The following is a 25,667-nucleotide window of genomic DNA, read 5'->3' as shown; positions in this document are numbered from 1 at the left end:
TCTGATCAATAGAGCACTGCGGCGCCCGCTCTCTGATTGAGGGGGGCGGCCAGAACCTTGTCGATGCGGCGCTCGTCGAGGTCGATCACCTCGAAACGCCATCCCAGGGTATCCACGTGCTCGCCCGTGTTGGGCAGGTGCTGTAATTCGCTGATCACCAGGCCGCCGACCGTATGATAGCTGCGGGTTTCGGGGAGCGTGACCCCGAGAACTTCCGCCATTTCGTCGACCGGCATGGAGCCGGCGAGCAGCCAGGAGCCGTCCTCGCGGCGGATGGCGTCGGGCTCCGGCGCCTCGCCGTCGGACCGGAAGGCGCCGACGATGGCCTCGAGGGCGTCCGCCGGGGTCACGACCCCTTCGAAATGCCCGTATTCGTCGTGGACGATCGCCATCGGCACCTCCGCGTCGCGCAAGGTGGCAAGGGCGTCCAACGCATAGAGCGTGTCCGGAATGACCGGAGCCGGCTGAACGTGCCCACGGATGTCCAGGGGCTCCCCGGACAGCATGGCGGCCAGAAGCTCCCGCGACTGGACGACGCCGATCACGTTGTCGGGGGTCCCCTCGCTGACGGGCAGGCGGGAATGCGGGGTCTCGATCAGCAATTCCCGGATCGCCTCCTCGTCGTCGTCGAGGTCGATCCAGTCCACGTCCGTGCGGGGGGTCATGAGCCCGCGCACGGTGCGGTCCCCGAGGCGCAGCACCCCCGAGATCATGCGGCGCTCCTCCTCCTCGATGACGCCAGCGCTCTCGGCCTCGCCGACGAGCATCTTGATCTCCTCTTCCGTCACGGTCGTCCCGTCGGATTTGGCGCCCAGGAGGCGGAAGATCAGGCTGGTCGACGCGTTCAGAAGCCAGACGGCGGGCGCCGCGACCTTCGACAGCACCAGCATCATGGGGGCCATGGTGCAGGCGACGGCCTCCGGATTGCGCAGGGCGAGCTGCTTGGGCACCAGTTCGCCGATGACGATGGAGAGATAGGTGATGATGCCGATGACGATGCCGTAGCCCAGGGGCTCGGCCGCCCCTTCGGGCATCCCCTGAGCCTGAAGGATTTCGGTGAGCCGATGACCCAACGCCGCGCCTGAGAACGCGCCGGCCAGGATGCCCACGAGGGTGATGCCGATCTGGACCGTGGAGAGGAAGCGTCCCGAATCCTCCATGAGGGTCAGGGCCGTGTTGGCCCCGGAGCGACCCTGTTCGGCCATGGCCTTGAGGCGGGCCCGGCGGGCGGAGACGATGGCGAGTTCGGAAAGAGCAAAGACGCCGTTGAGGGCGACGAGAGCGAGGGCGATGATCAGTTCGAGCAACGATGCCAGGAGCTGCCGACCGGATCGGGCCGCGTTCTCCCCTTCTGTGGATGATGGGCTCTAACATGGAGTGCCACGGTCCTGCCGTCAATTAAGGCGGGGAGATATCCCGTGCGGCAGCCTGCTTTGTTGACAGGACCGGATTTCCTCTTCAGAGCTTAAACCCAGCCGATGATCCCCGCGGAAGAGACCGGACCTCAAGCGTCCGGCGCCGAAGGCGCAACCGCCCCGGAAACGCTCAGGCCAAAGGACCGCGCGGGAGCTGGCACTCTGGAAAGCGGCGACGTTTCGAAGCGTCGTCCACCGACGGGCGTAACCTTGAGCTTCGTGTTCCAAGGGAAATCTCTCAGGTCTCGGGACAGAGGGGGCGCACAGCAACGGGCCGCAAGGCTCGATGGAACGCGCACCTTTGAGAGAACCCGATGGCCGAGCCAGCGCATATCAACGAGCCGCTCCTGCAGACCCCGCTCCATGCCGAGCATGTGGCCCTTGGCGCCCGCATGGTGCCCTTCGCCGGCTACGACATGCCCGTGCAGTATCCCATGGGCATTCTGACCGAGCACAACTGGACCCGCGAGCATGCGGGCCTGTTCGACGTCTCCCACATGGGCCAAGCCTTCTTGGTCGCCGAGGACAAGAGCCATGAGACCGTAGCCCGGGCGCTCGAGGCGCTCATCCCCGCCGACGTCTTGAACCTGAAGCCCAACCAGCAGCGCTACTCGCAGCTGCTCTCGGACGATGGCGGCATTCTCGACGACCTGATGGTCACCCGCGTCGGCGCCCCCGGCCACGAGGGCTGGCTCTATCTGGTGGTGAACGCCTCCATGAAGGAGGCCGACTACGCCCATATCGAGGCACGCCTACCGAAGGGCGTCGCATTGAAGCGCAAGGACGATCTCGGCCTGATGGCCCTCCAGGGTCCCTCGGCCGAGGCCGTGCTCGCCAAGCTTGCGCCCGAGACCGCCGCTCTCCCTTTCATGATGTCGGCGGATGTGCAGATCGACGGCATCTGGTGCCATGTCTCCCGTTCCGGCTATACCGGCGAGGACGGCTTCGAGATCTCCTGCCACGGCAAGGACGCACCCACCCTCTGGAACAAGCTGCTCGCCGATCCGGAGGTGAAGGCCATCGGCCTCGGTGCACGTGACTCGCTTCGCCTCGAAGCGGGCCTGTGCCTCTACGGCCACGACATCGACACCACGACCTCGCCCATCGAAGCCGGCCTGATCTGGTCGATCCAGAAGCGGCGCCGGGAGGAGGGCGGCTTCCCCGGAGCCGAGCGCGTTCAGCACGAGATCAGGGACGGCGCCGCGCGGGTGCGCGTCGGCATCAGGCCCGAGGGCCGCGCCCCCGCCCGAGAGGGGACGGTCATCACCACGCCCGACGGGCGCGAGGTCGGCATCGTGACCTCCGGCGGCTTCGGCCCCACGGTCAACGGCCCGGTCGCCATGGGTTACGTGGCCAAGGACGTGTCCGCCATCGGGACGGACCTGCATCTCATCGTTCGCGGCAAGCCTCTGCCCGCCAAGGTCGCGGCCATGCCATTCGCTCCCCATCGCTACAAGCGCTGACATTTCACAAGAGGGAATTCATCATGACCACGCGCTACACCAAGGATCACGAATACATCCGCGTCGAGGGCGATGCCGGCATCGTCGGCATTTCCGACTACGCCCAGGGCCAGCTCGGCGACGTGGTCTTCGTGGAGCTGCCGAGCGTCGGCAAGGCCCTGTCGAAGGGCGATGAGGCCGCCGTCGTCGAGAGCGTGAAGGCCGCGAGCGAAGTCTATGCCCCGGTCTCCGGCGAAGTGGTCGAGGTCAACAGCGATCTCGAAGCCTCTCCCGGCACAGTCAACGAGGATCCTGCCGGCCGCGGCTGGTTCATGAAGATCCGCCTCACGAACCCGGACGAGCTCGACGGCCTCATGACCGAGGAGCAGTACCAGGAATTCGTGAAGTCGATCTCCTAAAGCGAGAGCACGGCCATGACGCACGAGTACAAGGCGACGATACGCTGGACGCGGGACGCGGACGAGGTCTTCTCCGACAACCGCTACAGCCGCGGCCACACCTGGCGCTTCGATGGCGGCATCGAAGTGCCGGGCTCCGCGTCGCCTTCCGTCGTGCCGTTGCCCCTCTCGCGGGAGGATGCGGTCGATCCGGAGGAAGCTTTCGTGGCGGCAGTCTCCAGCTGCCACATGCTGACCTTCCTGTCGATCGCCGCCAAGAAGCGCTTCGTCGTCGATGCCTATGAGGACGAAGCGCTCGGGGTCATGGCCAAGAACGGGAACGGCAAGCTCTTCGTGTCCAAGGTCACCCTGGATCCCAAGATCCAATTCTCGGGCGACAAGCTTCCGACGCCGGAACAGATCGCCGACATGCATCGCCTCGCCCACAAGGAATGCTTCATCGCCAATTCCGTTCTCACGGAGATTGTCGTGGCGGGCATTCCCTCGCACTAACGCCTCAAGGTTTTTCACCGATGCGCTATTTGCCTTTGTCCGACACCGACCGCGGCGAGATGCTCGCGCGGATCGGCGTCAACCATGTCGATGAGTTGTTCGCCGACGTGCCGAAGAACCTGCTCCTGAAGGAGCCGGTGGACCTGCCGCGCCGCAAGGGCGAGCTGGAGGTGGAGCGCATCCTCTCCCGCATGTCCGCAAAGAACGTCTCGGCGTCCTCCGTGCCGTTCTTCGTCGGCGCCGGCGCCTACAAGCACCATGTGCCGGCCACCGTCGATCACCTGATCCAGCGCTCCGAGTTCCTGACGAGCTACACCCCGTATCAGCCCGAGATCGCTCAAGGCACGCTGCAATATCTCTTCGAGTTCCAGACTCAAGTTGCCGCGCTCACCGGCATGGATGTGGCGAACGCCTCCATGTATGACGGCTCCACCGGCACGGGCGAGGCGGTGCTCATGGCGCATCGCGTCACCCGGCGCCGCAAGGCCGTGCTCTCCGGCGGCCTGCATCCCCATTACGCCGATGTGGTGAAGACGCTCTCCGACATGGCGAGCGACGAAACCGTCACCCTGGCGCCGGATGTGAACGGCACCGAGGACATTCTCTCGCAGATCGACGACACGACATCCTGCGTCGTCGTGCAGTCGCCGGACGTGTTCGGCAATGTGCGCGACCTGAAGCCCATCGCCGACAAGGCGCACCGGCATGGTGCGCTGCTGATCGCCGTCTTCACGGAAGTCGTGTCGCTCGGCCTCGTCGCTTCTCCCGGAAGCCAGGGCGCGGACATCGTTGTGGGCGAGGGGCAGTCCATCGGCAATGCGCTGAACTTCGGCGGGCCGTATGTCGGCCTCTTCGCCACGCAGTCGAAATACATCCGCCAGATGCCGGGCCGCCTCTGCGGCGAGACGGTAGATGCGGACGGCAACCGCGGCTTCGTGCTCACGCTCTCGACCCGTGAGCAGCATATCCGCCGCGACAAGGCGACCTCGAACATCTGCACCAATTCGGGCCTCTGCTCGCTCGCCTTCACCATCCATATGACCCTGCTCGGCGAGACGGGCCTGACGCGGCTTGCGCGCATCAACCATGCCCATGCGGTGAAGCTGGCGGACCAGCTTGCCACCGTGAAGGGCGCCGAGGTGCTCAACAAGACCTTCTTCAACGAATTCACCGTGAAGCTTTCCAAGCCCGCGGCCGAAGTGGTGGAGCGTCTTGCCGAGAAGGGCGTGCTCGCGGGCGTGCCCGTGTCGCGTCTCCTGCCGGGCGCCGGCCTCGACAACCTGTTGCTGGTGGCCTCCACCGAAGTGAACACCGATGATGATCGCGCGGCCCTTGTCGCCGCCTTGAACGAGGTTCTGTGATGTTGAACCGCCAAGGACGTCCCACCACCCCTCAGGCGCATGGCGTGGCGGATCCCGCCGCCGGCATGGGCGATCAGGCCGCCCGTCTGCAGGGCGATGCCAACCGCTCCAGCGGCTCCACCGCGGGCCACCACCCGACCTTCACGGGCAACAAGGCGCTGGCGCAGGTCGAACCGCTGCTCTTCGAGATCGGCCGCTACGACACGACCGGCGTCGATTTCGACGAGCCGGAGGATTTCGAGCCGCGTCTCGGCGGGCTGGAGCGCAAGGAGCCGATCGGTCTGCCGGGTCTCTCGGAGCCCGAGACCATGCGCCATTACGTGCGCCTCAGCCAACAGAACTACGGCATCGACACGGGCCTGTTTCCGCTCGGCTCCTGCACCATGAAGCACAATGCGCGGCTCAACGAGCGCATGGCCCGTCTGCCGGGCTTCTCCGACGTGCATCCGCTGCAGCCGGTCTCGACCGTGCAGGGCGCGCTGGAGCTCATGGACGAGCTCGGGCGCTATCTGATCACGCTCACCAACATGACGGCGGTCGCGTTGTCGCCGAAGGCCGGCGCCCATGGCGAGCTCTGCGGCATGATGGCGATCAAGGCCGCCATCGAGGCGAAGGGCGAGGGCGCAACCCGCAACGTGGTGCTCGTGCCCGATTCGGCGCACGGCACCAATCCGGCCACCGCCGCGCTCATCGGCTTCAAGGTGAAGCCGGTGCCGGCCCGCGAGGACGGCTGGGTGCATGTGGAGGACGTGAAGGAGCGCCTCGGCCCGGACGTGGCGGCGATCATGCTCACCAATCCCAACACCTGCGGCCTGTTCGAACCGCAGGTGGCGGAGATCGCCAAGGCAATCCACGATGCAGGCGCTTACTTCTACTGCGACGGTGCGAACTTCAACGCCATCGTGGGCAAGGCGAAGCCCGGCGACCTCGGCGTCGATGCCATGCACATCAACCTGCACAAGACCTTCTCGACGCCGCATGGCGGCGGCGGACCGGGCTCCGGCCCGGTGGTGCTATCCGAGCGCCTGGCTCCTTACGCACCCGTGCCGTTCGTGCGGATGAAGAACGGCAGCTTCGAGCTGGTGGAGCACAACGACGAGGCCGGCGGCCCCGCCGCCCCGTTCGGACGCATGACCGCCTTCCACGGCCAGATGGGCATGTATGTGCGCGCCTTGTCCTACATGCTGTCGCATGGGGCGGACGGCATGAAGCAGGCCTCCGAGGATGCCGTGCTCAATGCCAATTACATCCGCGCCGGCCTGTCGGACCTCCTCTCGCTGCCTTTCGGCAACAAGCCCTGCATGCACGAGGTGCTGTTCGACGATGCGTGGCTGAAGGACACGGGCGTGACCACTCTCGACGTGGCCAAGGCCATGATCGACGAGGGGTATCACCCGATGACCATGTACTTCCCACTGGTGGTGCACGGCGCCATGCTGATCGAGCCCACGGAATCCGAATCGAAGTCGTCGCTCGACCTCTTCATCGCGACGCTCCGTGACCTCGCCATGGCGGCGAAGGGCGGCGACAAGGAGCGCTTCACCGGCGCTCCCTATCACGCCCCGCGCCGTCGCCTCGACGAGACCCGCGCGGCAAGAAGCCCGGTGCTCAAGTGGACCCCGCCCGCGCCGGTGGCGGAAGCGGCGGAGTAAGCTGCTTAACCCTCTCCCCTTCGCGGGAGAGGGTGGCTTGCTTAAGCAAGCCGGGAGAGGGAAAGCTCGCACCGAGTTATGAATTGATCCGGCAGCGCTGCATCTGTAGCGCTACTTTTTTATGCTTTACACAGCCCCTCTCCCGACCCTCGCTGACGCGAGGGCCGCCCTCTCCCGCTAAAGGGGAGAGGGGTAGGACGCGCTTGGGATGGCCCGTACGGCACTCTGCAACTCCGCCATCCTGTTGATAACCACAGGCGCACCTGCCCGTCGCAGCTTCTCCGCGTGGTCCGATCCGCAATGCCCGCCGCCGGCGAACCCGATCACCCGCATGCCGGCCGCAAGCGCCGCCTGCACGCCCGCCATGGAATCCTCGATCACCAGGCAGTCCTCGGGCCGCACGTTCATTTGCTTCGCCGCATGCAGGAACAGGTCCGGCGCCGGTTTTCCCCGCGCGACCTGGGTCGAGCTGAAGATGGTGTCGAACAGGTCGGACAGGCCCGTGACGCGCAGGGACAGGGCGATGCGCTCGGGAATGGACGATGAGGCGACGCAGCGGGGGAAGGGGAGCGACAGGATGGCGTCCCGCACGCCCTCGATCGGCTTGAGGTCCGTCTCGAAGCGCTGGAAGAGGGTGCGGTTGAGCCGCTCGGTGAAATCGGCCGGGAGCCTGATGCCGCGTTCCGCCTCGATGCGCGCGATCTGGTCCTTGACGCTGACGCCGGTGAACTCCCGCGCCACGTCCTCGGCCGTGTAGGGCACGCCGCACGCGGTCAGGATTTCCGCATCGATCCGGCAGCTCAAAGGTTCCGAATCGACCAGGACGCCGTCGCAATCGAAGATCAGCAGCATAGTGTTCTCCAAGCAAAAAGGCCGCCCTTGAGGCGGCCTTGATGGGGTTCGTCCGGAACGAAGCCTTTACTGCAGCTTCGTGCGCACGTCGTTGAGGCTGGCCGTCACGAGAGAAACGGCGGTGGCGCCGGTGATCTCGTCGCGCAGGACGCGCTCGGAAGCCTTGATGGCGGCGTCCACGGCAGCGGCGCGCACCTCGGCGGAAGCCTGGGCCTCGGCCTGGGCGATCTTCGCCTCGGCGGTGGCCGTGCGGCGCTTCACGAAGTCGGCCATCTTCTCCTGGGCTTCGCGGGCGAGGCGCTCGGCCTCGTCGCGGGCGGTGGAGACGATGTCGGCAGCCTCGCGCTCGGCAGCGGCGCGCTTGGCCTCGTATTCCTTGAGCAGCCGCTCGGCGTCCTGGCGCAGGCGCTTGGCCTCGGCCAGTTCGTCGGCGATGCGCTTGCCGCGGGAATCGAGCTGGTTCATCACCTTCCCCGGAACCCCGTAATAGAACAGGATGCCCCAGAAGATCACGAAGGCGACCGCAACCCAGAATTCAGCGCTTTGAAACATGCGGACCTCCCGATCAGGCCTTGATCTGGTTGAGAGCGGCTTCGACCTTCTGCGGGGCCGGAGCCCTGCCGGTCAGGCGCTCGATGATGGCGGAGGCGGTGTCGCGGGCGATGGCGTCCACGTGGCTCATGGCTTCCGCCTTCTTGGACGAGATCGTGGCCTCGGCTTCGGCCAGGCGCTGGTTGAGGTCGGCCTCGAGCGCCTTGCGCTTGGCGTCGCTCTCGGCCGAGAGCTTGGCGCGGGTCTCTTGCGCGAGAGCCTGGGCACGGCCCTTGGCTTCTGCCAGAGCCTTCTCGTAGGCGGTGCCGGCTTCTTCCGCACGGGATTTCATGGCAGCCGCGTCGTCGAGATCGTTGGCGATCATGGCGCGGCGGTTCTCGATGATTCCGCTCAGGCGCGGGAGGACCAGCCGTGAGAGCAGGGTGTAGAGCACCACGAAGGTGATGGCGAGCCACAGGAGCTGACCACCGAAGGTTTCCGTCATGAAGGGCGGGAAGCCGACATCCTCATGAGCGCCGCCGTGGGCCTCTGTTGTGGCATTGGTCGTTTGAGCCTGAGCCATGGAGCAGATCCTAAAGGATAAGGAATCCTACAAACATGAATGACGGCGGTTCAATCCGCCGTCACCCTTGTCGAGGCGAAGCGCTTGCACGCCTCGACCTCCCGATCACCGTTATGAGATTAGGTGAAGAGCAGAACGAGAGCGACGACGAGGCAGAAGATGCCGAGACCTTCCGCGAGCGCCGCGCCGATGAACGCGCGGGCGAACTGGCCGTCGGCCGCCGACGGGTTGCGCAGAGCGCCGGAGAGGAAGTTGCCGAAGATGTTGCCAACGCCCATAGCGGCGAGACCCATGCCGATGCAGGCGAGGCCCGCGCCGAGGAACTTGAAAGCAACCGGATCCATTGTGATCTCCTTGGGAATACTGTGATCGGGAGGGAAGGTGTAACTCGGCGCAGACCTAGTGGCCCGGGTGCAGCGCGTCGTTGAGGTAGATGCAGGTCAACACCGTGAAGACGTAGGCCTGCAGGGCGGCGACGAGGAACTCGAGCGCCATGAGAGCAACCGCCATGAGGAGCGGCAGCGGAGCGAGGATCGTCAGGGCACCGCCGGCACCGAGCAGCGCCACGACGAAGCCTGCGAAAACCTTCAGCGCGATGTGTCCCGCGAGCATGTTCGCGAAGAGACGCAGGCTGAGCGAAATCGGGCGGGAGAGGAACGAGATGAGCTCGATGACCACGATGAAGGGCAGAAGCCATCCCGGTACGCCCGACGGCACGAAGAGGCCGAGGAAGTGGGTGCCGTGCTTCATGAAGCCGTAGATCACCACCGTGCCGATGACGAGCATGGCGAGCGCGAAGGTGACGATGATGTGGCTGGTGACCGTGAAGAAGCCCGGGATCATGCCGAGCAGATTGGCCGTCAGCACGAACATGAAGAGGGAGAAGACGAGGGGGAAGAACTTCATCCCCTCCTTGCCTGTCGCATCGACCAGCGTGTTCGCGACGAAATCGTGCAGGACCTCGGCCACGGACTGGGCACGGCCGGGAACGACGGCGCGCTTGCGGGTCGCCAGCAAAAGGCCGCCCACGATCACGGCGGCTGCGCCGATCATGAACAGGGATGAATTGGTGAAGTTGATGACCGGAATGATGGGCTTGATCTGGAATTGTTCGATCGGGCTCGCCATGATCCGCTCTCAAAGTTCGATGTTATCAAATGCCGTTCGGCGTTCGAAGGTCTGTCCGTCACCGCTTGTCGTCATACCGGGCGGACTTCACCATCCCGGCCGCTCGCATCAGGTTGAGCATCCCGGCGCAGAAGCCGAGTATCAGACAAACGATCAGGCCCCAAGGGGACAATCCGAACAGGCGGTCGACGATCCAACCCAGGATTCCGCCGGCCGCGACCCCTGCGACGAATTCGGCCGAGAGCCTGAAGGCTTGGCCGAGAGCGCTGGAATCTGACGTCGGGCGGGCGCGAGGCTCTGACTCGGCTCGATGCGCGGATGCTTGGGAGATCCGTGCGTCGAGAGACTTCAGTCTCGCTGACAGGTCGGCATCCTCGGCGCTGCCCGGTTTCCGCTCATTTCCACCGTTCCGCTCGTGAGGGTCCGCCATTGCGATCTCCTTTGAAGCGTTGCGGGAAAATGCTTGGAAGACCAGCCCCGAAAGCCGGGCGCACCATATGAGCGGGGGTCCCCCCTGTCAAGAACCGTCTGAAAACATCTAAGTAATTGATATATATGGAGTAACCGTGTTTTCAGGCGCCCCTGGGCCGAAAGCGCACATGTTTTTGAGGCTGAAGCAAGGCAGGGCTGAAAGCCTTAGGCTACCTCAAGAATGCGCTCGGCGCTCTGCAGGTCGACGGAGACGAGCTGGGACACGCCCCGTTCGGCCATGGTGACGCCGAAGAGACGGTCCATCCGGGCCATGGTGATCGGGTTGTGGGTGATGACCACGAACCGGGTCTCGGTCTGGCGGGCCATGTCCTCCAGCAGGGCGCAGTAGCGCTCCACGTTGGCGTCGTCGAGCGGCGCGTCCACCTCGTCCAGCACGCAGATCGGCGAGGGGTTCGTGAGGAACACGGCGAAGATCAGCGCCGTGGCCGTCAGAGCCTGCTCGCCGCCGGACAGCAGGGTCATGCTCTGGGGCTTCTTGCCGGGCGGCCGGGCGAGGATTTCCAGGCCCGCTTCCAGCGGATCGTCCGAATCGACCAGGGTCAGTTCCGCCGTGCCGCCGCCGAACAGGGTGGTGAACAGGCGCTGGAAGTGATCGTTCACCACGTCGAAGGCGGCCAGCAGGCGCTCACGACCCTCGCGGTTCAGGCTGCCGATGGCCTGACGCAGGCGCTTGATGGCCTCGACGAGGTCGTCGCGTTCGCCGGCGATGCCGTTGTACTTGGTCTCGAGCTCGGTCAGTTCCTCGTCGGCCCGCAGGTTGACGGCGCCGAGGCGCTCCCGGTCGTTCTTGAGCGAATGGAGCTTGGATTCGATCTCCCCGTGGGAGGGCAGCTCGACACCGTCCCTCAGGCCCGCGAGCTCGATGAGCCCTGCCGGTGTCGTCTCCAGGTTCTCGGCGATCGCGCGGGTGATCTCGGCCAGACGGGCCACGGCCGCCTCGTGGCGGGCCTGGGAACCGGCGCGGGCCTCGCGGGCGGCCGACAGGGCCTCCAGGGCGGCGCGGGCGGAGCGGTCCGACTCGGCAAGCCCCGTCTCGGCATCGGCGAGTCGGTCGGCCGCTTCCTTGCGCTTCGCCTCGGCCTCCTCGACCTCGGCCATGATGGCGCGGCGGCGTTGAAGATAGGTATCGGGAGCTTCCAGCAGTCGCTGATGTTCGTCCTGCGCCCGCTCCAGGCGCTCGCCGAGATCCTCGAACGCCTTGGCGGCGCGGGCGGCCCGCTCAGTCCAGAGGCGGATATCGGCGGCGATCGATTCCTGCCGGCGGCGGCGCAGCTCGGCCTCGTGCATGAGGGACTGCACGGTGGCGCGTGCCTCGGAGGCGGCCGCCCGGCGCTCGGCCACGCGGGTGCGCTCTTCGAGCAGGCGGCTTTCGAGATCGGGCGCAGGGGCAAGGTCCTGTAGGGCGCTTTCGGCATCCTGCACGCGCTCCAGCGCCTCCGCCTCGCTCTCGGAGAAGCGGGCGAGGCCTTCTTGAAGCGCTGAGCGGCGCTGGCCGAGCTCGGCCTCCTTGCGCTCGGCTGCGCTCAGCCGCGTGCGGGCGGCGTCGAGCGCTTGGCGGGTCTGGCGCGCGGCCTCGATGGCCTGCATCTCGTGGGAGGCCGCCTCGCGGACGGCCTCGAGGGCTGCCTCCGCCTCTTGGCGCAGGTGCTCGGCCTGCTCGCGCGCTTCCGCGGCCTCGCGCTCCAGATCGCCGAGGCGGTTCTTCTCCGCCAGGCGGCGGGCCGCCGGGGAGGGCGCTTCGGCGGCGGCCGTGAAGCCGTCCCAGCGCCACAAGTCGCCCTCCTGCGTGACGAGGCGCTGACCGGGCTTGAGAAGGCCGCGAAGGCGAAGCCCGTCGGCCTTGCCGACCACGCCGATCTGGCGCAGGCGCCGCTGCAGGGCCGCCGGAGCCTGGGCGAGATCCGCTAGGGAGCGGACGCCCTCCGGCAGGGCCGGATCGTCCTCGCCGGCATGGGTCTCGGCCCAATGGTGCGGGGCGGAAGGGTTGATCGAAGCCTCGAGATCGTCGCCGAGGGCTGCGCCCAAAGCCGTCTCGTAGCCCTTCTGGACCGTGATCTGGTCGACCGCCGGGGGCCAGAGATCGCCGGTGGCCGAGGTGACGAGCTTGGCGAGGGTACGCGCCTCGGTCTCCAGGCGCTGCGCCTTGCGTTCGGCCTCGTTGAGGGGCTGGCGCAGGCGGTGCTCGGCCTCGCGGGCGGCGGAGAGCGTCTCGCGCGCCTCGACCACCGCCTCCTCGGCGCCCTGTGCCGTTTCCTCGGCGATCGCCATGTCCTCGCGCAGGTCGTCGAGGGAAGGGCCGTCCTCGGGCGAGGCGGAGAGCGCCGCGATCTCGCGCTCGATCCGCTCCTTCTCGGCTCGGAAACGGGCGGCGCGCTCCATTTCCTCGCGCACGGCGCGCTCCAGGGCGGCGCGGCGGGCGTTGAGGTCGGAGGTCTGCGCCTGCAGCGCGCTCAAGGCCGTTTCGGCTTCCGCCAGTTCGGCTTCCGCCGTGCGGAGCCGCTCCTCGGCCTCGGCGCGGACATCGTCTGCCCCGTCGGTGGTGAGCGCAATCTCGGCGGCTTCAGACTGGAGGCGCTCGATGGTGGCCTCGGCGTCCGTGCGCTGCGCCGCCTCGCGGGCGATGTCGCGGTTGAGATCGCCGATGTGGCGTTCGAGCTCGACCACCCGCTCCTTGGAGCGGCGTTCTTCCGATTCGAGCTCGTTGCGGGCATGGGTCAGGCGCTGCAGGGCAGCCGCGGCGGCGGCTTCGGCCTGCCGCAGGGCCGGGATGCCATGGGCGGCGACCGCCTGGGCGGTGGCGGCCCGGGTCTGCTCCTCGGTGGCGTCGGCAACGGCCTTCAGGTCTTCGGCGACCTGGCGCTCGGCGGTGGCGGCCTGCTCCCGCGCCTCGGAGAAGCTGATGGCATACATCAGGGCTTCCAGGCGGCGGATCTCGGCCGAGAGGTTTTTGTAGCGGGAGGCCTGGCGGCCCTGGCGCTTCAGGCTCTCGATCTGACTCTCCAGCTCGCGGATCACGTCCTCGACGCGGACGAGGTTATCCTCGGCGGCCTTGAGGCGCAGCTCCGCCTCATGCCGGCGAGCATGGAGGCCCGCAATGCCGGCAGCATCCTCCAGGATGCGGCGGCGGGATTGGGGCTTGGCCGAGATGATCTCGCTGATCTGGCCCTGGCGCACGAGGGCGGGCGAGCGGGACCCGGTTGCGGCGTCCGCGAACAGGATCTGCACGTCGCGGGCACGTACTTCCTTGCCGTTGACCCGGTAGGTCGAACCCTCATCTCGCTCGATCTTGCGCGAGATTTCGAGGAGATCCGTGTCGTTGAAGGCGGCAGGCGCGGTGCGCTCCGCATTGTCGATGGTGAGCATCACCTCGGCCCAGTTGCGGGCCGGACGGCCGCCGGAGCCGGAGAAGATGACGTCATCCATCCCCGTGGCGCGCATGTTCTTGAAGGAGTTCTCCCCCATGACCCAGCGCAGGGCCTCGACGAGGTTCGATTTGCCGCAGCCGTTCGGCCCGACCACGCCGGTCAGGCCCGGCTCGATCAGGAAGTCGGTGGGCTCGACGAAGGTCTTGAAGCCTGCGATGCGAAGGCGCGTCAGCTTCATGGACGCGCCTTCCCGTCCCGCCTGCTAACGCATCGTGCGGAAAAGTGGATCCGGTTTTCTGCCTCGAACGATGCGCGCATCAAGGGAGAGGGCATCGGGTTGATCCCAAAAGTGGACACCAATTTTGGGCCCGATGCCCGAGGGGCAGGGTGATGGAGCTTATTCGCCCAGGAGAGGCTTGATGACCTTCTCAATCTCATCGATCGACAGGCTTCCAGGATGACGCTGACCATTGATGAAGAAAGTCGGCGTGGAGTCCACACGGAACTGCTCCATACCCCGGTTCTTCACCGCGTTGACTGCGTCATATAGTTTCTGGTCCTTGAGGCAAGCGTCAAATTTTTCCTGTGAAAAACCGGCCTGGCGCATGAGTCCGCGCAGGGCATCGAGCGGCTTGTCCACAAAGGCCCAGTTCCGCTGCTGCTCGAAGAGAAGGTCCGTGACCGGGTAGTATTTGTCGTTGCCGTCGCAGCGGGCGAGCATGAAGCCGGCCGTGGCGAGCGGATCCAGCGGGAATTCCCGCAGGACGAAGCGCACCTTGCCGGTGTCGATGTAGCGCTTCTTGAGCTCCGGCCAGGTGGTTTTGTGGAAGTTCGCGCAGTGGGAGCAGGTCAGCGAGGCGTACTCGATGATCGTCACCTTGGCGTTCTCCGGGCCCAGGGCCACCTCGCCCATTGGGCCCTGGACCGCGAGGTCCTGCACGGACACGTTCTGGGCCAGGGCCGGCAGGCTCGTGGCGAGATAGGCGGTCGCGGCTGCGGTTCCGAGAAGCTGAAGCGTCTGACGCCGGGTGATCATCGTGGGGTGGCTCCTGAAGAGATTTCGTCCTGCGGTAGAACGACTTGCGGTAGAATGACTTGGCCCGCGAGGCAAGCGCCGGCTATCTCACGCTTTCGTGCGTGAACCGGCGCTGACGATGGCCTGGCCCAGCCGGTCGAGCGCCGCCTTCAAGGATTCCTCCTCGATGGGCTGCACGGCCCGGTCCACCTTTTCCCTCTCCACAGGGGTGAGGGCGCGGGGGGCGGGACGCTTCTTCTCAACCCGCCGCACGGGCCCTTGTTTCAGCACCAGCTTCCCGATGCAGCGCCAGCCGTAATAGGTGTTCACCCGGTCGATGATGGTGGGAGCCTGGTGCTGGAGTTCGAGCGCGAAGGCGCTCTCGACCCGGATCACGAGGGTCGCCGGGTCCGGCCGCGTCTCCGGATCGGCATGCGGCGCTTTGCGTTTCCATTCGATCTTGAGCGGCTGCGTGAAGGCGGAAAGCCGCTCGCCGACGATATCCGGCCAGGCCATGATGATGTCGGACGTGGCAAAGCCCTGCGCCGCCAGGCTGGGGGACAGGCAGACGTCGAGAAACTCGGCGAGGGGGCGGGCGAGAGGCCGCGGTCGTCTCATGTTGAATGTCCAAAAGCCGCGTTGGAATATTCGGTGTAGAACGCTATTCCAAATCTCATGTTAACGCCCGCCGCGAGCGCGACCAAGCCCGATCCGCAGGACCTTCTCGCCTGGTACGACCGCCACCGGCGCGACCTGCCGTGGCGCGCCAAGCCCGGCGTGACCGCAGACCCTTACCGCGTCTGGCTGTCCGAGATCATGCTGCAGCAGACGACGGTGGCGGCGGTCAGGCCCTATTACCTGAAATTCCTGGAGCGGTTCCCGACCGTGGAGACCCTGGCGGCGGCACCGACGGAATCGGTCATGCAGGCCTGGGCGGGTCTCGGCTATTACTCCCGTGCCCGCAACCTCCATGCCTGTGCCAGGGCGGTTGTGGATAAGCACGACGGGCGCTTTCCAGGCACGGAAGCCGAACTCCTGAAGCTTCCCGGCATCGGCGCCTACACGGCGGCGGCCGTGGCGGCGATCGCGTTCAACGAGAAGGCGGCCGCGGTGGACGGCAACGTGGAGCGGGTCATGTCCCGGGTCTTCATGGTCGAGGAACCGCTGCCCAAGGCCAAGCCCCTGATCCTCTCTCTTACCGAGGCCCTGGTGCCCGAGGACCGGCCGGGCGACTTCGCCCAGGCCGTCATGGATCTTGGCGCCACCATCTGCACGCCCAAGCGCCCGGCCTGTGCCCTCTGCCCCTGGATGGTGCCCTGCCGGGCCCGGGCCGAAGGCCTGCAGGAGACCTTCCCGCGAAAGCAGAAGAAGGAGGCCGGGCAGCTGCGCAAGGGCGCGGCCTTCGTGGTGCTGCGCGCCGACGACACGATCCTGCTCCGTACCCGCCCGCCCCAGGGGCTTCTCGGCGGCATGGCCGAGCCGCCGACGAGCGCCTGGGAGCCCGATTACGAGCCGTCCCGCGCCGTGCTCGACGCGCCGATCGAGGCCCGCTGGCAGCGCCTGCCGGGCACGGTCCGCCACGTCTTCACCCATTTCCCGCTCGAACTCACCGTGCTGTTCGCCAAGGTGGCGAAGGGAACGCCCGCGCCGGACGACATGCGCTGGACCCCACGCCTTCAGCTGCATGAGGAAGCACTGCCAGGGGCCATGAAGAAGGTGCTGGTCCATGCACTGGGGGAGATTCCGGGCGGGAAGGCGAAGGCTTCCAGTCAGAAGCAGGTGAAGAGTGCATGACGTCGTTTGAAGGGCGACCGCGTGTTTCCCTTCCCCTTGTGGGGAGGGATCAAGGGTGGGGGTGTGAGCGATAGCCTATGAGGTCAGGCGCCGACACCCCCACCTCCAACTCCTCCCCACAAGGGGGAGGAGGGCCGGTTACGCCCGTCTCATCCGCCCACTAGCGCCTTCTGATTCTTCTTGAACAGCGCCGCCAGCGCATTCGCCACCCGCGTGACGTTGGGACGGTTCCGGCTGCGCCGATGCATGACGAGGAAGACGTCCTCGATCAGATCGCCCTCCGGTTTCGTCACCTGGACGAGGTCCGGGTCCGAATCGCCGAGCCAGCAGGGAAGAAAAGCCGCGCCGAGGCCCGCCTTGGCCGCCTGGTAGCGGATCGGCATGTCGCCGATCCGCGCCGCGATGGTGCGGCCCTGTGCGAACTCCGCCACATAGGCCGCCTGGCGGGACAGAGTCGGGTCCTCCGGCGGCGCGATCACGGCCGTGGGGTTTTCCGTCCGGGCATAGATGGCGAAGGCGATCTGACCGATCTTTCGGGCCACGAGATCGTCCGTGCCTTCCGGAAGACTGCGCATCCGCAGGCCGATATCCGCCTCGCCGGAGGCGAGATCGAGCCGGCGCCGGGTTGGGATGTAGGCGATCTCCACGGGCGCCGCGGCCTCGTGCAGCTCCGCCGCGTAGAGGGACAGGAACAGGGTCACCGAGGCGGTGGCCGTGATCCGCACCGGCGCGTTTGGATCGGGCCGGTACGCCGCGGCCGTTCGCGACACGATGGCGGCCGCCTCGCCCATGGGGCCTGCGGCTTCAAGAATGGCCTGTCCCGCTTCCGTCAGCTCGAGGTTGTTCGGCCCGCGCTGGAAGAGGGAGAGACCGAGCGTCTCCTCCAGCACCTTGATGCGCCGCGCGATGGTCGGCTGGCTCTGGCCCAGCGCCTTCGCGGCGGAGTTCATCGATCCATGAGCCACCACGGCGAGAAAGATCCGCAGGTCGTCCCAGGACGGGTCCGTGAAGGCGAGGTGGAAGGGATCGAGAGACGAAGAAGCCATGACAGAATGCTAAAGTGTGGGACCGGGTTCGGCATAGGGGTGTCTTCCGGCTCGGGGACAAGCCGCACTGTCGCTCAGACGCGATGCTCCCGCAGCCTGCCAGAAGCGTAAGGGAGCTGTTCAGTTCTGATGGGCGGGCTCTGTGCCAAGCGCCCGATCCTCTGTCGTCATCACCGGCGGTCGCAGACCAGGAAGGATAGCCTTCAGCTCAGTGCCGGCTTCGGCCTGAGCCGGCTCGCCGCCCGAGGGCGGTCAGGTGCCTGGATCGGCCTTGCGTGCAGGGGCGCCTCGCCCTCCGTCTCGCTCTGCCAGGGCAAGGCTCCCGCCGGAAGATACTGGCCCAGCCTGTCGAGGACGAGCATGGCGATCGTCACCACGGCCACGATCACGACGGCCACCGCGGAGGCCTGACTCGCGAGCCCGGCCTCTTCGAGATTGTAGAGCACCACGCCGATGGTCTCCGTGCCGGCCGACCAGAGCAGGGCCGAGACGGTGAGTTCGCTGAAGGCGAGCAGGAACGCCATCAATCCGCCGGCGACGGCGGCGGGAAGCAGCGAGGGCAGCACGATGTCTAAGAGCCGCTGCCCAAGGCGCGCGCCGTCGATGGCGGCAGCTTCCTCCTGTGCGACGTCGATCTGCTCCATTCCCGCCAGCACGGGTTTCAGCGCCACCGAGAGGAAGCGCGCGAGATAGGCGAAGACGATGATCCACGGCGTCGCATAAAGCGAGACGCCCACAAGCGGCAGCGGCTTGAGGAACAGCAGAATGCACGCGACGGCGAGGACGATCCCCGGAAGCACGTAAGCGATTTCGAGGAGGGACGCCGCGAGAATTCGCGCCCGCCCCATCAGGCGGATCAAGCCGTAGGCCATGGGAACGGCGAGTACAGCCAGCAGGAACGCCGCGCCGCCGGCATAAAGCAGAGAGTTCGTGAAGGCCCGGATCGTGACGTCCTGGCGGGCCAGCACTTCGACGAAGTTGTCGAGGGTGATCGTCGCAAGCGACAGGGGCATGCCGTAGGACGGAACGAGGGCAGAGGCCAGGAGCGACAGGATCGGCAGGGCGAGGGTCACGATGAGGACGAGGCCGACGAAGATTTCGGGCGCGATGCGCGTGCCGCCGAGGAGCCAGAACGGCTTCAGGGGCGCATCGTCCTCCAGGTGCACGCTGTCCTTGCGCGTGAGGAGCTGGCTTGCGGCCACGCAGAGGATCGCGATGGCTGCGACGAGCAGGCCGAGCGACGACACGTCGCCGATCATGTCGGTGCCGAAACTCGACAGCCGGCGATAGATGAGAACGGGGAGGGTCAGGTAGTTCACGGGCGCGCCGAGCAGCGCCGGAATGCCGAAATTGCCGATGCCGGCCACGAAGGCGAGCAGCCCCGCGCCGACGAGATGCGGGCGCAGCAGCGGCATCAGGTGGTCGGCAAGGATACGGAAGGGGCGTGCGCCGTCGATGCGGGCCGCCTCGATGACGGCCAATGGAATGCGCTTGAGGCCGGCGCTCATCACCACATAGACGAGCGGCGCATGGTGCAGCCCGAGCACCAGAATGATGCCGCCGCGCCCGAGCATCGGATTGGCGCTGCCGGCCTCCGGTGCGAGGCCGAGAGTGTTCAGGATGGGCGAGGTGGGACCTGCGAGATGCAGGAAGGCGAGCGCGATCACCTGGGGCGAGATCATCACCGACAGGACGAAGAGGAACGAGGCGATGCGACGTCCGCGGATATCGGTAATAATGGCCAGCACGAGCGCCATCGCGGTGCCGAGCGGCAAGGCCAGGAGGGTCGATAAGAGCGCCGTTTCCAGGGAGGCCTGAGCTGCCCGCAGGGCCGAGCGGCTGGTCAGCGCCGCGAGCATGGCGTCGGGATTGAAGACGCCGCCGGGAAAGAGCGCGGCCCAGAGCAAGCGCCAGGCGGGCAGCACGTCGAAGGCGAAGACGATCAAAGCGACAAGAGCGAGGAGGCCGAAACCTCCCCGCTCCAGGAACGATTTGCTTGGGATGCGATCTCTCACTGTCCGAAGATGTCGGCGAAGGCCGCCTTGTTCTTGGTCTCGTCGGCGAGCGCCTTGGCCGCGTCGAAGCTCATCACCTTGATCTGGTCGCGCGCCGGATAGCCGGCCGGCAGCGCGACGGCGGGATGGGCTGCGATGTAGCCCTGCTTCAGGGCGAGTTCCTGGCCCTCCTTCGAGAGCAGGAAGTCGACGAAGGCGCGGGCCGCTTCCGGGTTCTTCGTGCTCTTGAGGACGGCGACGGGCTCGGACACGGCCGAGACCCCTTCCTTCGGGAACACGAATTCAACCGGCGCGCCCTTGGCCTTCTCGCGGATCGGCATGTAATCGACGATCACGCCGTAAAGCTTCTGGCCGCCGGCCACCTGCTTGAGCACGTCGCCGTTGCCGCCGCCCGCGACGGCGTCGTTGTCCTTGAGCGCCTCGTAATATTTCCAGCCGCCGTCCATGACGCCCGTCAAGGTCGCCGCATGGATGAGCGCCGCGCCCGAGGTGAGCGGGCTCGGCATGACGAGCTGGCCCTTGACCTCGGGCCGGGTGAGATCCTGCCACGAGGTCGGCTTGAAGCTCGCCTTGGTGTTATAGGCGATGCCCGTGGTGATCAGCTTGGTGGCGAACCAGAACTTCTGCGGATCGTGCGTGCCGGCCGGATAGGCCGAGACGTCGGCCTTGTCGTGCGCCAGCAGGCGGTCCTCCTTCTTGAGACCCTCCATGGTGACGCTGTCGGCAATCAGCAGCACGTCGGCCTGGGGCTGCCCGGCCTCGAACTCGGCACTCAGCTTGGCCAGGATCTTCGGGGTGCCGTCGCGCACGAACGTGACATTGACCCCCGGGTGCTTCGCCTTGAAGGCGTCGATGGTCTGCTGGGCGTCGGTGTTGGGCTGGCTCGTATAGAGAACGAGGTTGCCGGAGAGCCCTTGCGCCTGCGCGAAAGCGGGCGCGAGAGCGACGAGCATGGGAAGAAGAATCCGCTTCATGGACACGGGGCAGTTCCTCGCTACTGATAAGGCTGTCCCGCGCTAACGGTCTTGGATGACGCCTCTGTGACGAAAAGCTAGCGCATCGTTCGGAAAAGTGGACCCGGTTTTTCGTCCAAACGATGCGCCAGCCCAGTGAAGAAGCATCGGGATTGATCCCAAAAGTGGTTTCCACTTTTGGGTCCGATGCTTAGTGCGCAAAGCAAAAAGGGCCAGCTTTGTGCTGGCCCTTCGATCAATCCAAATCGTCGCAAAGGTCAAGCGGCCATTTCCGCCCGGACCTTCGCTCGGAACTCGTCGATGGAGACGAGCTTGCCCTGCCGCTCCACGTGCCAGAAGGTCCAGCCGTTGCAGGAGGGGAAGCCTTGGGTCAGGGCGCCGATCTTGTGGATCGAGCCCACGATGGCGCCGAGCGCCAGGGTGCCGTCGGCGCGCACCACGGCCTTGTGACGGCGGCGCTCGTCCACCAGGGTCTCACCGGCCTTCACATAGCCGCTCTCGATGAGGGACAGGAACGGCACGCGGACTTCCGAGCGCTTTTCCGGCGCGGCCGCGATCGACACGTCGGAGAGCGGCTCGACCGCGTCGATGCGTGCCCGCGCCGCCTTGGCATAGGTCGAATCGCGCTCGAGGCCGATGAAGTTGCGGCCGAGCATCTTGGCGACCGCGCCCGTCGTGCCGGAGCCGAAGAAGGGATCGAGCACCACGTCGCCGGGGTTGGACGAAGAGAGCAGGATGCGTGCGAGCAGCGCCTCCGGCTTCTGCGTCGGATGGACCTTGCGGCCTTGCGCATCCTTCAGGCGCTCGTCGCCGGTGCAGATCGGGATGAACCAGTCCGAGCGCATCTGCACGTCTTCGTTGCCGGCTTTCAGCGCATCGTAATGGAAGGTGTAGCCCTTTGAATCGGCGCTCTTCGAGGCCCAGATCATGGTCTCGTGCGCGTTGGTGAAGCGCCGGCCCTTGAAATTCGGCATCGGATTGGCCTTGCGCCACACGATATCGTTGAGGATCCAGAAATCGAGATCCTGCAGGGCTGCGCCCACCCGGAAGATGTTGTGGTAGGAGCCGATCACCCAGAGCGTCGCGTTCTTCTTCATCACGCGGCGCACGGCGAGCAGCCAGGCGCGGGTGAACGCGTCGTAATCGGCAAAGCTCGCGAACTTGTCCCAGTCGTCGTCGACCGCATCGACGAGGCTCTGGTCCGGGCGCGTGAGCGCCTGCTCGAGCTGGAGGTTGTATGGCGGGTCAGCAAAGACCACGTCGACGCTCTCGGGAGGAAGCTTCTCGAGATTGGCGATACAGTCGCCGAGAAGAATCTCATTGAGAGGAAGAGGTTTCGGCAGAACGGAGAGGGGCGGTTTACGCCCCGTCCGAGGAGCCGGCGCAGACCGCCCGGTACGCGAGACATGGATCCGGGAGGCGGCGCCGGCAGCCCCGGTACGCAAGGTACCCATGGGTGATCACCGGTTACGCAACTGACACTCCGGATCATGAGGCGATAGGGTAAAGAGGAGGTTTCCAAACGCGAGAAAGTGCAAATATTTTGGATCGGCAAATCTTGCCTACGTTTTGAAAAGATTGAGCTTTTTCGTTAATCAGCGTTAAGGGAGGTTACAGATCCAGTAACCCTTGGCGCAACGGTGAAAAACTCATGCGATGGAACGGGCAGGGACCTTCGCTCGCGATGACCGTGAGATGCGCCTTCGTGCTGTAGCCCGCATTGTTGGCAAAACCATAGGCGGGATAAGCGTTCCCAAGCCGCGCCATCATGCGGTCGCGGATCACCTTCGCCACGATGGATGCCGCCGCGATCGAGGCGATGTGCGAATCACCCTTGACGATCGCCTCCGTCGCGCAGGGCAGGAGCGGCGGATCGTTGCCGTCGACGAAGGCGATGTCCGGTGTGCAGGGAAGCGCGGCCAGGGCCCGGCACATGGCAAGCAGCGAAGCCTGCCGGATGTTGATGGTGTCGATCTCCTGATGCGACACCGAGGCGATCCCGACATGGGAGGTCGCGAGGATCTCTGCGAACAGCGCTTCGCGCTTGGCTGCCGTCAGCGCCTTCGAATCGGCGAGGCCCTGCGGAACGTTGTCGAGGTCGAGCACCACGGCCGCCGACACCACTGGCCCGGCCAGCGGCCCGCGTCCGACCTCGTCGAGCCCGGCGATGCAGGTGAAGCCCTGCGCGCGGGCAGTGAGTTCGCGGTCGAGGCCGAGGCCGGTTCTGGAGGGGCGAATCGGGGTGGTCATGGTGGAGAGGCTTATAGGCGATCTGCCCCCTCTCGGGGACCGGGCCATTCCGCGCGGGCCATCGGGTCGACGACCGACATGCCGATGCCTTCCGTCGCCCGGGTCGGGATCGTCGAAGGATCGAAGCCGTCGAGGCAGAAGATGTTCACGCCGTAATGGTCGGGCGCCGCTCTCTTGCGGTGAAACGTATAGATGCCGCATCGCGAGCAGAAGTAATGCTTCGCCCGCCTCGTGTTCCACTGGTAGAGGGACAGAGCCTCCTCGCCCGACAGGATGGTCAGGGCGCTCTCGTGGACTTTCGTCATCAGGGCGTTCTTCTTCACGCAGAGCGAGCAGTCGCAGGTGGTCAGCTCGACGATCTCCGCATCGATGCAGAAGCGGACTGTGCCGCAATGGCATGACCCTGTGTAGTGCCCCACGATGCGCTCCGGCGTTCAGACCCAAAAGGACAGGGCACTATAATGATCGGGCACGGTGTGACCAGAGCGGTGCAACGCTTCCCGGACGAAGACCCTGGCAGAAGGCTCATTAAAACAAGCTCAATTGCCCCGTCTCCTTCGGCGGCACGGTGAACAGGTCCTTGCGCAGGCGCAGGTTCCGCTTGTTCAGCCCGAGCCGTTCGGCGGCGGTCTCGAATCTTCGGCCGAGCATCCAGGCGTAGGGGCCGATGCCGGACTGGCGTGTGCTCCACTCGGCGTCGTAGTCCTTGCCGCCGCGCGCCTCCTGCAGCAGCGTGAACACGTGCTTGAGCTTGTCCGGGTAATGCTCCGCGAGCCAGTCGCGCATCAGGTCCTTGAGATCGTGGGGCAGGCGCAGCAGCACATAGCCGGCCTCCTGGGCGCCGGCCTCGGCACAGGCCTTCAGGATGGCCTCGATCTCATGATCGTTGATCGCCGGGATGATGGGAGCGACCAGGACCGACACGGGAATGCCGGCCTCCGTCAGAGTCCTGATCGTGTCCAGACGCTTGGCTGGCGTGGCCGCGCGGGGCTCCATGCGGCGGGCGAGCTTCGGGTCCAGTGTCGTGACAGAGATCGCCACCTTGGCGAGCTGCCGCTCCGCCATCCGGCTCAGGATGTCGATGTCGCGGGCGACGAGAGCCGACTTCGTCACGATGCCGACCGGATGGTTCATCCGGCTCAGCACCTCGAGGATGGAGCGCGTGATGCGGAAGCGCCGCTCCACCGGCTGGTAGGGATCGGTGTTGGAGCCGAGCGCGATCGTGGTCGGCTCATAGTTGGAAGCCCGCAGCTCTTTTTCCAGCAGTTCCGCCGCGTTGGGCTTGGCGAAGATCTTGGTCTCGAAGTCGAGGCCCGAGGACAGGCCCTGGAAGGCGTGGGTGGGCCTGGCGAAGCAATAGGCGCAGCCGTGCTCGCAGCCGCGATAGGGATTGATCGACTTCTCGAAGAGGATGTCCGGCGAATCGTTCCTGGTGATGATCGTGCGCGGCTTCTCGACGATGACCTCGGTCGGCAGGCTCGGAAGCTCCTCCTCGATATCCCAGCCGTCGTCGAAGCCTTCGCGCTGTGCCGGCTCGTAGCGGCCGGACGGGTTGGCGGCCGCGCCCCGGCCCCGGCGGCGCTCCACCTCGACGCGATAGGCCGGATCGTCCATGCGCCGCCGCGCGGCCTCGGCCGCCTCCAGCGGCGTGCGCTTCACAGGCTTGGTGCGGAAGGGATCGCGGGCGGGATCTTTGGCGCGAGCACTCATGGCTGCCTCAAGCGAATCTGTCGTGGAGGCTTCAAGCTTAAGAACAAAACAGGAACAAAATCAAGAGCGCATCGGCAGAAATGTCCTAGCGACGGCCTGGGGAAGTGGGGCTATAAGGTTCGGATGATTACCGTTCTCGTCCGCGTCACTCATGGGCCCGAGGCCCTCGCTGCCACCTTGAGTGCCCTCGTTCCGGCCGTTGCCGCCGGGCTGATCGGCGATGCCGTCATCCTGGCTGAGAGGCAGGACGAGATCCTGGAAAAAGTGGCCGACGCGGCCGGCGCGACCCTGGTGGTGGCGCAGCGGGGCTCCTGGACCGAGGGAGCGAGGGCGGCGCGGCGCGACTGGCTCTTGTGCCTCGACGACGGCGACATCCCGCAGGAGGGCTGGATCCGGGTGCTCGACCGGTTCGTAGCCTTGTCCAAGCCCGAGCAGGGGCTTGCGAGGATGCGGCGTCGCCGGGCCGGCGTGGCGAGCGCACTCACCAACCTGTTCGCGGATTCAAGGGTGCGCGCCGGTGATCTCGTCCATCGCCGCGTGCTGATGAACGAAGTCCGGGCCCGCATGCCCGTCCGGCTCTCGGCCACCATCGAGCGCGATCCGGTGTTCGGCTGAGAGCCAGCCGATTGATCAGACGTCGATCCTGTAACCCAGATCGATGTCGCTCGCCGGTATGCCGCGGAGACCCCAGTTCTCCCGTTCGACTTCGATAAGGATGATCTTGATGTCGCTGGGCGGCACGCCGAAAGAGCCGAGTTCCTCTGCCATTGAAGCATAAAGCTCTCGCTTTGCCTCCATCGAGCGACCGGAGAAGAGGGTGACCTCCACGATGAGGTAGGAGGGGCCTTTCTCCGGCGGCGCAATCATCGCATCGTCATCGTATTCCAAAAGCCTAACGCATCGATCGTGATCGGGAATTCTGAGGCCGGTCTGCAGGGCGCGCTGCACGGCTTCAATGACTTCGCGCCGACGATCTCCGATCCAGCCACGGCGGGTTTCGATGCGTGTTGCTGGCATAGGCTCCAGACCTTGGATGATGACGCTTCGGGACGAGCATCATTCCGCGCAAAGAGCCCCTTGAACAGGGATTTTTTTTGATCTCAACGATCATGATCGTTTATGGTGATACCC

The 25,667-nt window shown here is 66.0% G+C and carries 25 protein-coding genes and 1 riboswitch; of the genes, 7 read left to right on the top strand and 18 right to left on the bottom strand.

Going from position 1 to position 25,667, the window contains the following annotated elements; all coding sequences use genetic code 11:
* Window positions 1-5 precede the first annotated feature (5 nt).
* Window positions 6-1,307 carry a hemolysin family protein gene (locus VB672_RS03470; protein WP_329782774.1) on the bottom strand — a complete coding sequence of 434 codons (1,302 nt, stop codon included), beginning with the start codon at window positions 1,305-1,307 and terminating at the stop codon, window positions 6-8.
* Between the two features lie 171 nt (window positions 1,308-1,478).
* A riboswitch (glycine riboswitch) is annotated at window positions 1,479-1,571 on the top strand.
* Between the two features lie 158 nt (window positions 1,572-1,729).
* On the opposite strand from VB672_RS03470, the gene gcvT reads away from it, so the two are divergent.
* From gcvT to gcvPB, 5 genes are read left to right on the top strand one after another with little or no spacing between them, the layout of a single operon-like run.
* Window positions 1,730-2,878: a glycine cleavage system aminomethyltransferase GcvT gene (gene gcvT, locus VB672_RS03465; protein ID WP_329782773.1), complete on the top strand. Its 1,149-nt coding sequence runs from the start codon at window positions 1,730-1,732 to the stop codon at window positions 2,876-2,878.
* 23 nt (window positions 2,879-2,901) lie between these two features.
* Window positions 2,902-3,276 carry a glycine cleavage system protein GcvH gene (gcvH, locus tag VB672_RS03460; protein WP_329782772.1) on the top strand — a complete coding sequence of 125 codons (375 nt, stop codon included), beginning with the start codon at window positions 2,902-2,904 and terminating at the stop codon, window positions 3,274-3,276.
* Window positions 3,277-3,291: 15 nt separating this feature from the next.
* Window positions 3,292-3,768, top strand: a complete 477-nt coding sequence (locus tag VB672_RS03455) for an OsmC family protein (protein WP_329782771.1) — start codon at window positions 3,292-3,294, stop codon at window positions 3,766-3,768.
* Window positions 3,769-3,788: 20 nt separating this feature from the next.
* On the top strand, window positions 3,789-5,129 hold the full coding sequence (gcvPA, locus tag VB672_RS03450) for an aminomethyl-transferring glycine dehydrogenase subunit GcvPA (protein WP_329782770.1): 1,341 nt from the start codon (window positions 3,789-3,791) through the stop codon (window positions 5,127-5,129).
* Entirely contained in the window at window positions 5,129-6,781 is a 1,653-nt protein-coding gene (gene gcvPB / locus VB672_RS03445) for an aminomethyl-transferring glycine dehydrogenase subunit GcvPB (RefSeq protein ID WP_329782769.1), read from the top strand. The genes gcvPA and gcvPB overlap by 1 nt, the downstream gene beginning before the upstream one ends.
* Before the next feature lie 177 nt (window positions 6,782-6,958).
* On the opposite strand, the gene VB672_RS03440 is transcribed toward gcvPB, so the two are convergent.
* From VB672_RS03440 to VB672_RS03400, 9 genes are all read right to left on the bottom strand, one after another.
* The gene (locus VB672_RS03440) at window positions 6,959-7,633 is read right to left on the bottom strand and encodes an HAD family hydrolase (RefSeq protein WP_329782768.1); all 675 of its coding nucleotides are present in this window, start codon (window positions 7,631-7,633) and stop codon (window positions 6,959-6,961) included.
* 66 nt (window positions 7,634-7,699) lie between these two features.
* On the bottom strand, window positions 7,700-8,185 hold the full coding sequence (locus VB672_RS03435) for a F0F1 ATP synthase subunit B family protein (protein WP_329782767.1): 486 nt from the start codon (window positions 8,183-8,185) through the stop codon (window positions 7,700-7,702).
* A 13-nt stretch (window positions 8,186-8,198) separates the two neighbouring features.
* Window positions 8,199-8,747, bottom strand: coding sequence for a F0F1 ATP synthase subunit B family protein (locus VB672_RS03430; protein ID WP_329782766.1), 549 nt, complete (start codon window positions 8,745-8,747; stop codon window positions 8,199-8,201).
* Window positions 8,748-8,866: 119 nt separating this feature from the next.
* Entirely contained in the window at window positions 8,867-9,091 is a 225-nt protein-coding gene (locus VB672_RS03425) for a F0F1 ATP synthase subunit C (protein ID WP_009764739.1), read from the bottom strand.
* 55 nt (window positions 9,092-9,146) lie between these two features.
* A complete protein-coding gene (locus tag VB672_RS03420; RefSeq protein ID WP_329782765.1) occupies window positions 9,147-9,875 on the bottom strand; it encodes a F0F1 ATP synthase subunit A in 729 nt (242 codons plus the stop codon).
* A 58-nt stretch (window positions 9,876-9,933) separates the two neighbouring features.
* Window positions 9,934-10,305: an AtpZ/AtpI family protein gene (locus tag VB672_RS03415; protein WP_329782764.1), complete on the bottom strand. Its 372-nt coding sequence runs from the start codon at window positions 10,303-10,305 to the stop codon at window positions 9,934-9,936.
* 206 nt (window positions 10,306-10,511) lie between these two features.
* Window positions 10,512-13,970 (bottom strand): chromosome segregation protein SMC, encoded by a 3,459-nt coding sequence (gene smc / locus VB672_RS03410; protein WP_329782763.1) that lies wholly within the window; start codon window positions 13,968-13,970, stop codon window positions 10,512-10,514.
* Window positions 13,971-14,129: 159 nt separating this feature from the next.
* Window positions 14,130-14,768: a DsbA family protein gene (locus VB672_RS03405; protein ID WP_329782762.1), complete on the bottom strand. Its 639-nt coding sequence runs from the start codon at window positions 14,766-14,768 to the stop codon at window positions 14,130-14,132.
* Window positions 14,769-14,855: 87 nt separating this feature from the next.
* Window positions 14,856-15,365 carry a DUF721 domain-containing protein gene (locus VB672_RS03400; RefSeq protein ID WP_329782761.1) on the bottom strand — a complete coding sequence of 170 codons (510 nt, stop codon included), beginning with the start codon at window positions 15,363-15,365 and terminating at the stop codon, window positions 14,856-14,858.
* Window positions 15,366-15,422: 57 nt separating this feature from the next.
* On the opposite strand from VB672_RS03400, the gene mutY reads away from it, so the two are divergent.
* A complete protein-coding gene (gene mutY / locus VB672_RS03395) occupies window positions 15,423-16,541 on the top strand; it encodes an A/G-specific adenine glycosylase (protein ID WP_329782760.1) in 1,119 nt (372 codons plus the stop codon).
* Between the two features lie 149 nt (window positions 16,542-16,690).
* On the opposite strand, the gene VB672_RS03390 is transcribed toward mutY, so the two are convergent.
* The 7 genes from VB672_RS03390 to VB672_RS03360 form a co-directional block, all read right to left on the bottom strand.
* Entirely contained in the window at window positions 16,691-17,587 is an 897-nt protein-coding gene (locus VB672_RS03390; RefSeq protein ID WP_329782759.1) for a LysR family transcriptional regulator, read from the bottom strand.
* A 203-nt stretch (window positions 17,588-17,790) separates the two neighbouring features.
* The gene (locus VB672_RS03385) at window positions 17,791-19,602 is read right to left on the bottom strand and encodes an ABC transporter permease (RefSeq protein WP_329782758.1); all 1,812 of its coding nucleotides are present in this window, start codon (window positions 19,600-19,602) and stop codon (window positions 17,791-17,793) included.
* On the bottom strand, window positions 19,599-20,576 hold the full coding sequence (locus VB672_RS03380; protein ID WP_442931899.1) for an ABC transporter substrate-binding protein: 978 nt from the start codon (window positions 20,574-20,576) through the stop codon (window positions 19,599-19,601). The genes VB672_RS03385 and VB672_RS03380 overlap by 4 nt, the downstream gene beginning before the upstream one ends.
* A 257-nt stretch (window positions 20,577-20,833) precedes the next feature.
* On the bottom strand, window positions 20,834-22,030 hold the full coding sequence (locus tag VB672_RS03375) for a site-specific DNA-methyltransferase (RefSeq protein ID WP_329782757.1): 1,197 nt from the start codon (window positions 22,028-22,030) through the stop codon (window positions 20,834-20,836).
* Between the two features lie 157 nt (window positions 22,031-22,187).
* The gene (locus VB672_RS03370) at window positions 22,188-22,826 is read right to left on the bottom strand and encodes a ribonuclease HII (RefSeq protein WP_329782756.1); all 639 of its coding nucleotides are present in this window, start codon (window positions 22,824-22,826) and stop codon (window positions 22,188-22,190) included.
* 11 nt (window positions 22,827-22,837) lie between these two features.
* On the bottom strand, window positions 22,838-23,245 hold the full coding sequence (locus VB672_RS03365) for a GFA family protein (RefSeq protein WP_329782755.1): 408 nt from the start codon (window positions 23,243-23,245) through the stop codon (window positions 22,838-22,840).
* A 109-nt stretch (window positions 23,246-23,354) separates the two neighbouring features.
* Window positions 23,355-24,440: a PA0069 family radical SAM protein gene (locus VB672_RS03360; RefSeq protein WP_329782976.1), complete on the bottom strand. Its 1,086-nt coding sequence runs from the start codon at window positions 24,438-24,440 to the stop codon at window positions 23,355-23,357.
* A gap of 219 nt (window positions 24,441-24,659) precedes the next feature.
* Between VB672_RS03360 and VB672_RS03355 the strand changes: the two genes are divergently transcribed.
* Window positions 24,660-25,151, top strand: coding sequence for a hypothetical protein (locus VB672_RS03355; RefSeq protein WP_329782754.1), 492 nt, complete (start codon window positions 24,660-24,662; stop codon window positions 25,149-25,151).
* A gap of 15 nt (window positions 25,152-25,166) precedes the next feature.
* On the opposite strand, the gene VB672_RS03350 is transcribed toward VB672_RS03355, so the two are convergent.
* Complete coding sequence (locus VB672_RS03350) at window positions 25,167-25,553, bottom strand: tautomerase family protein (protein WP_329782753.1); 387 nt, start codon at window positions 25,551-25,553, stop codon at window positions 25,167-25,169.
* Window positions 25,554-25,667 lie beyond the last annotated feature (114 nt).

The sequence above is a fragment of the Microvirga sp. CF3016 genome, from assembly GCF_036314085.1.
Taxonomy (GTDB): Bacteria; Pseudomonadota; Alphaproteobacteria; order Rhizobiales; family Beijerinckiaceae; genus Microvirga.
This window is presented reverse-complemented; position numbering and strand designations above follow the sequence as displayed.

Bases quoted from the DNA above. Each gene is read 5' to 3' on its own strand.
- gcvT (WP_329782773.1), top strand. From the start codon at position 1,730: ATGGCCGAGCCAGCGCATATCAACGAGCCGCTCCTGCAGACCCCGCTC.
- gcvH (WP_329782772.1), top strand. From the start codon at position 2,902: ATGACCACGCGCTACACCAAGGATCACGAATACATCCGCGTCGAGGGC.
- VB672_RS03455 (WP_329782771.1), top strand. From the start codon at position 3,292: ATGACGCACGAGTACAAGGCGACGATACGCTGGACGCGGGACGCGGAC.
- gcvPA (WP_329782770.1), top strand. From the start codon at position 3,789: ATGCGCTATTTGCCTTTGTCCGACACCGACCGCGGCGAGATGCTCGCG.
- gcvPB (WP_329782769.1), top strand. From the start codon at position 5,129: ATGTTGAACCGCCAAGGACGTCCCACCACCCCTCAGGCGCATGGCGTG.
- VB672_RS03440 (WP_329782768.1), bottom strand. From the start codon at position 7,633: ATGCTGCTGATCTTCGATTGCGACGGCGTCCTGGTCGATTCGGAACCT.
- VB672_RS03435 (WP_329782767.1), bottom strand. From the start codon at position 8,185: ATGTTTCAAAGCGCTGAATTCTGGGTTGCGGTCGCCTTCGTGATCTTC.
- VB672_RS03430 (WP_329782766.1), bottom strand. From the start codon at position 8,747: ATGGCTCAGGCTCAAACGACCAATGCCACAACAGAGGCCCACGGCGGC.
- VB672_RS03425 (WP_009764739.1), bottom strand. From the start codon at position 9,091: ATGGATCCGGTTGCTTTCAAGTTCCTCGGCGCGGGCCTCGCCTGCATC.
- VB672_RS03420 (WP_329782765.1), bottom strand. From the start codon at position 9,875: ATGGCGAGCCCGATCGAACAATTCCAGATCAAGCCCATCATTCCGGTC.
- VB672_RS03415 (WP_329782764.1), bottom strand. From the start codon at position 10,305: ATGGCGGACCCTCACGAGCGGAACGGTGGAAATGAGCGGAAACCGGGC.
- smc (WP_329782763.1), bottom strand. From the start codon at position 13,970: ATGAAGCTGACGCGCCTTCGCATCGCAGGCTTCAAGACCTTCGTCGAG.
- VB672_RS03405 (WP_329782762.1), bottom strand. From the start codon at position 14,768: ATGATCACCCGGCGTCAGACGCTTCAGCTTCTCGGAACCGCAGCCGCG.
- VB672_RS03400 (WP_329782761.1), bottom strand. From the start codon at position 15,365: ATGAGACGACCGCGGCCTCTCGCCCGCCCCCTCGCCGAGTTTCTCGAC.
- mutY (WP_329782760.1), top strand. From the start codon at position 15,423: ATGTTAACGCCCGCCGCGAGCGCGACCAAGCCCGATCCGCAGGACCTT.
- VB672_RS03390 (WP_329782759.1), bottom strand. From the start codon at position 17,587: ATGGCTTCTTCGTCTCTCGATCCCTTCCACCTCGCCTTCACGGACCCG.
- VB672_RS03380 (WP_442931899.1), bottom strand. From the start codon at position 20,576: ATGAAGCGGATTCTTCTTCCCATGCTCGTCGCTCTCGCGCCCGCTTTC.
- VB672_RS03375 (WP_329782757.1), bottom strand. From the start codon at position 22,030: ATGGGTACCTTGCGTACCGGGGCTGCCGGCGCCGCCTCCCGGATCCAT.
- VB672_RS03370 (WP_329782756.1), bottom strand. From the start codon at position 22,826: ATGACCACCCCGATTCGCCCCTCCAGAACCGGCCTCGGCCTCGACCGC.
- VB672_RS03360 (WP_329782976.1), bottom strand. From the start codon at position 24,440: ATGGACGATCCGGCCTATCGCGTCGAGGTGGAGCGCCGCCGGGGCCGG.
- VB672_RS03355 (WP_329782754.1), top strand. From the start codon at position 24,660: ATGATTACCGTTCTCGTCCGCGTCACTCATGGGCCCGAGGCCCTCGCT.
- VB672_RS03350 (WP_329782753.1), bottom strand. From the start codon at position 25,553: ATGCCAGCAACACGCATCGAAACCCGCCGTGGCTGGATCGGAGATCGT.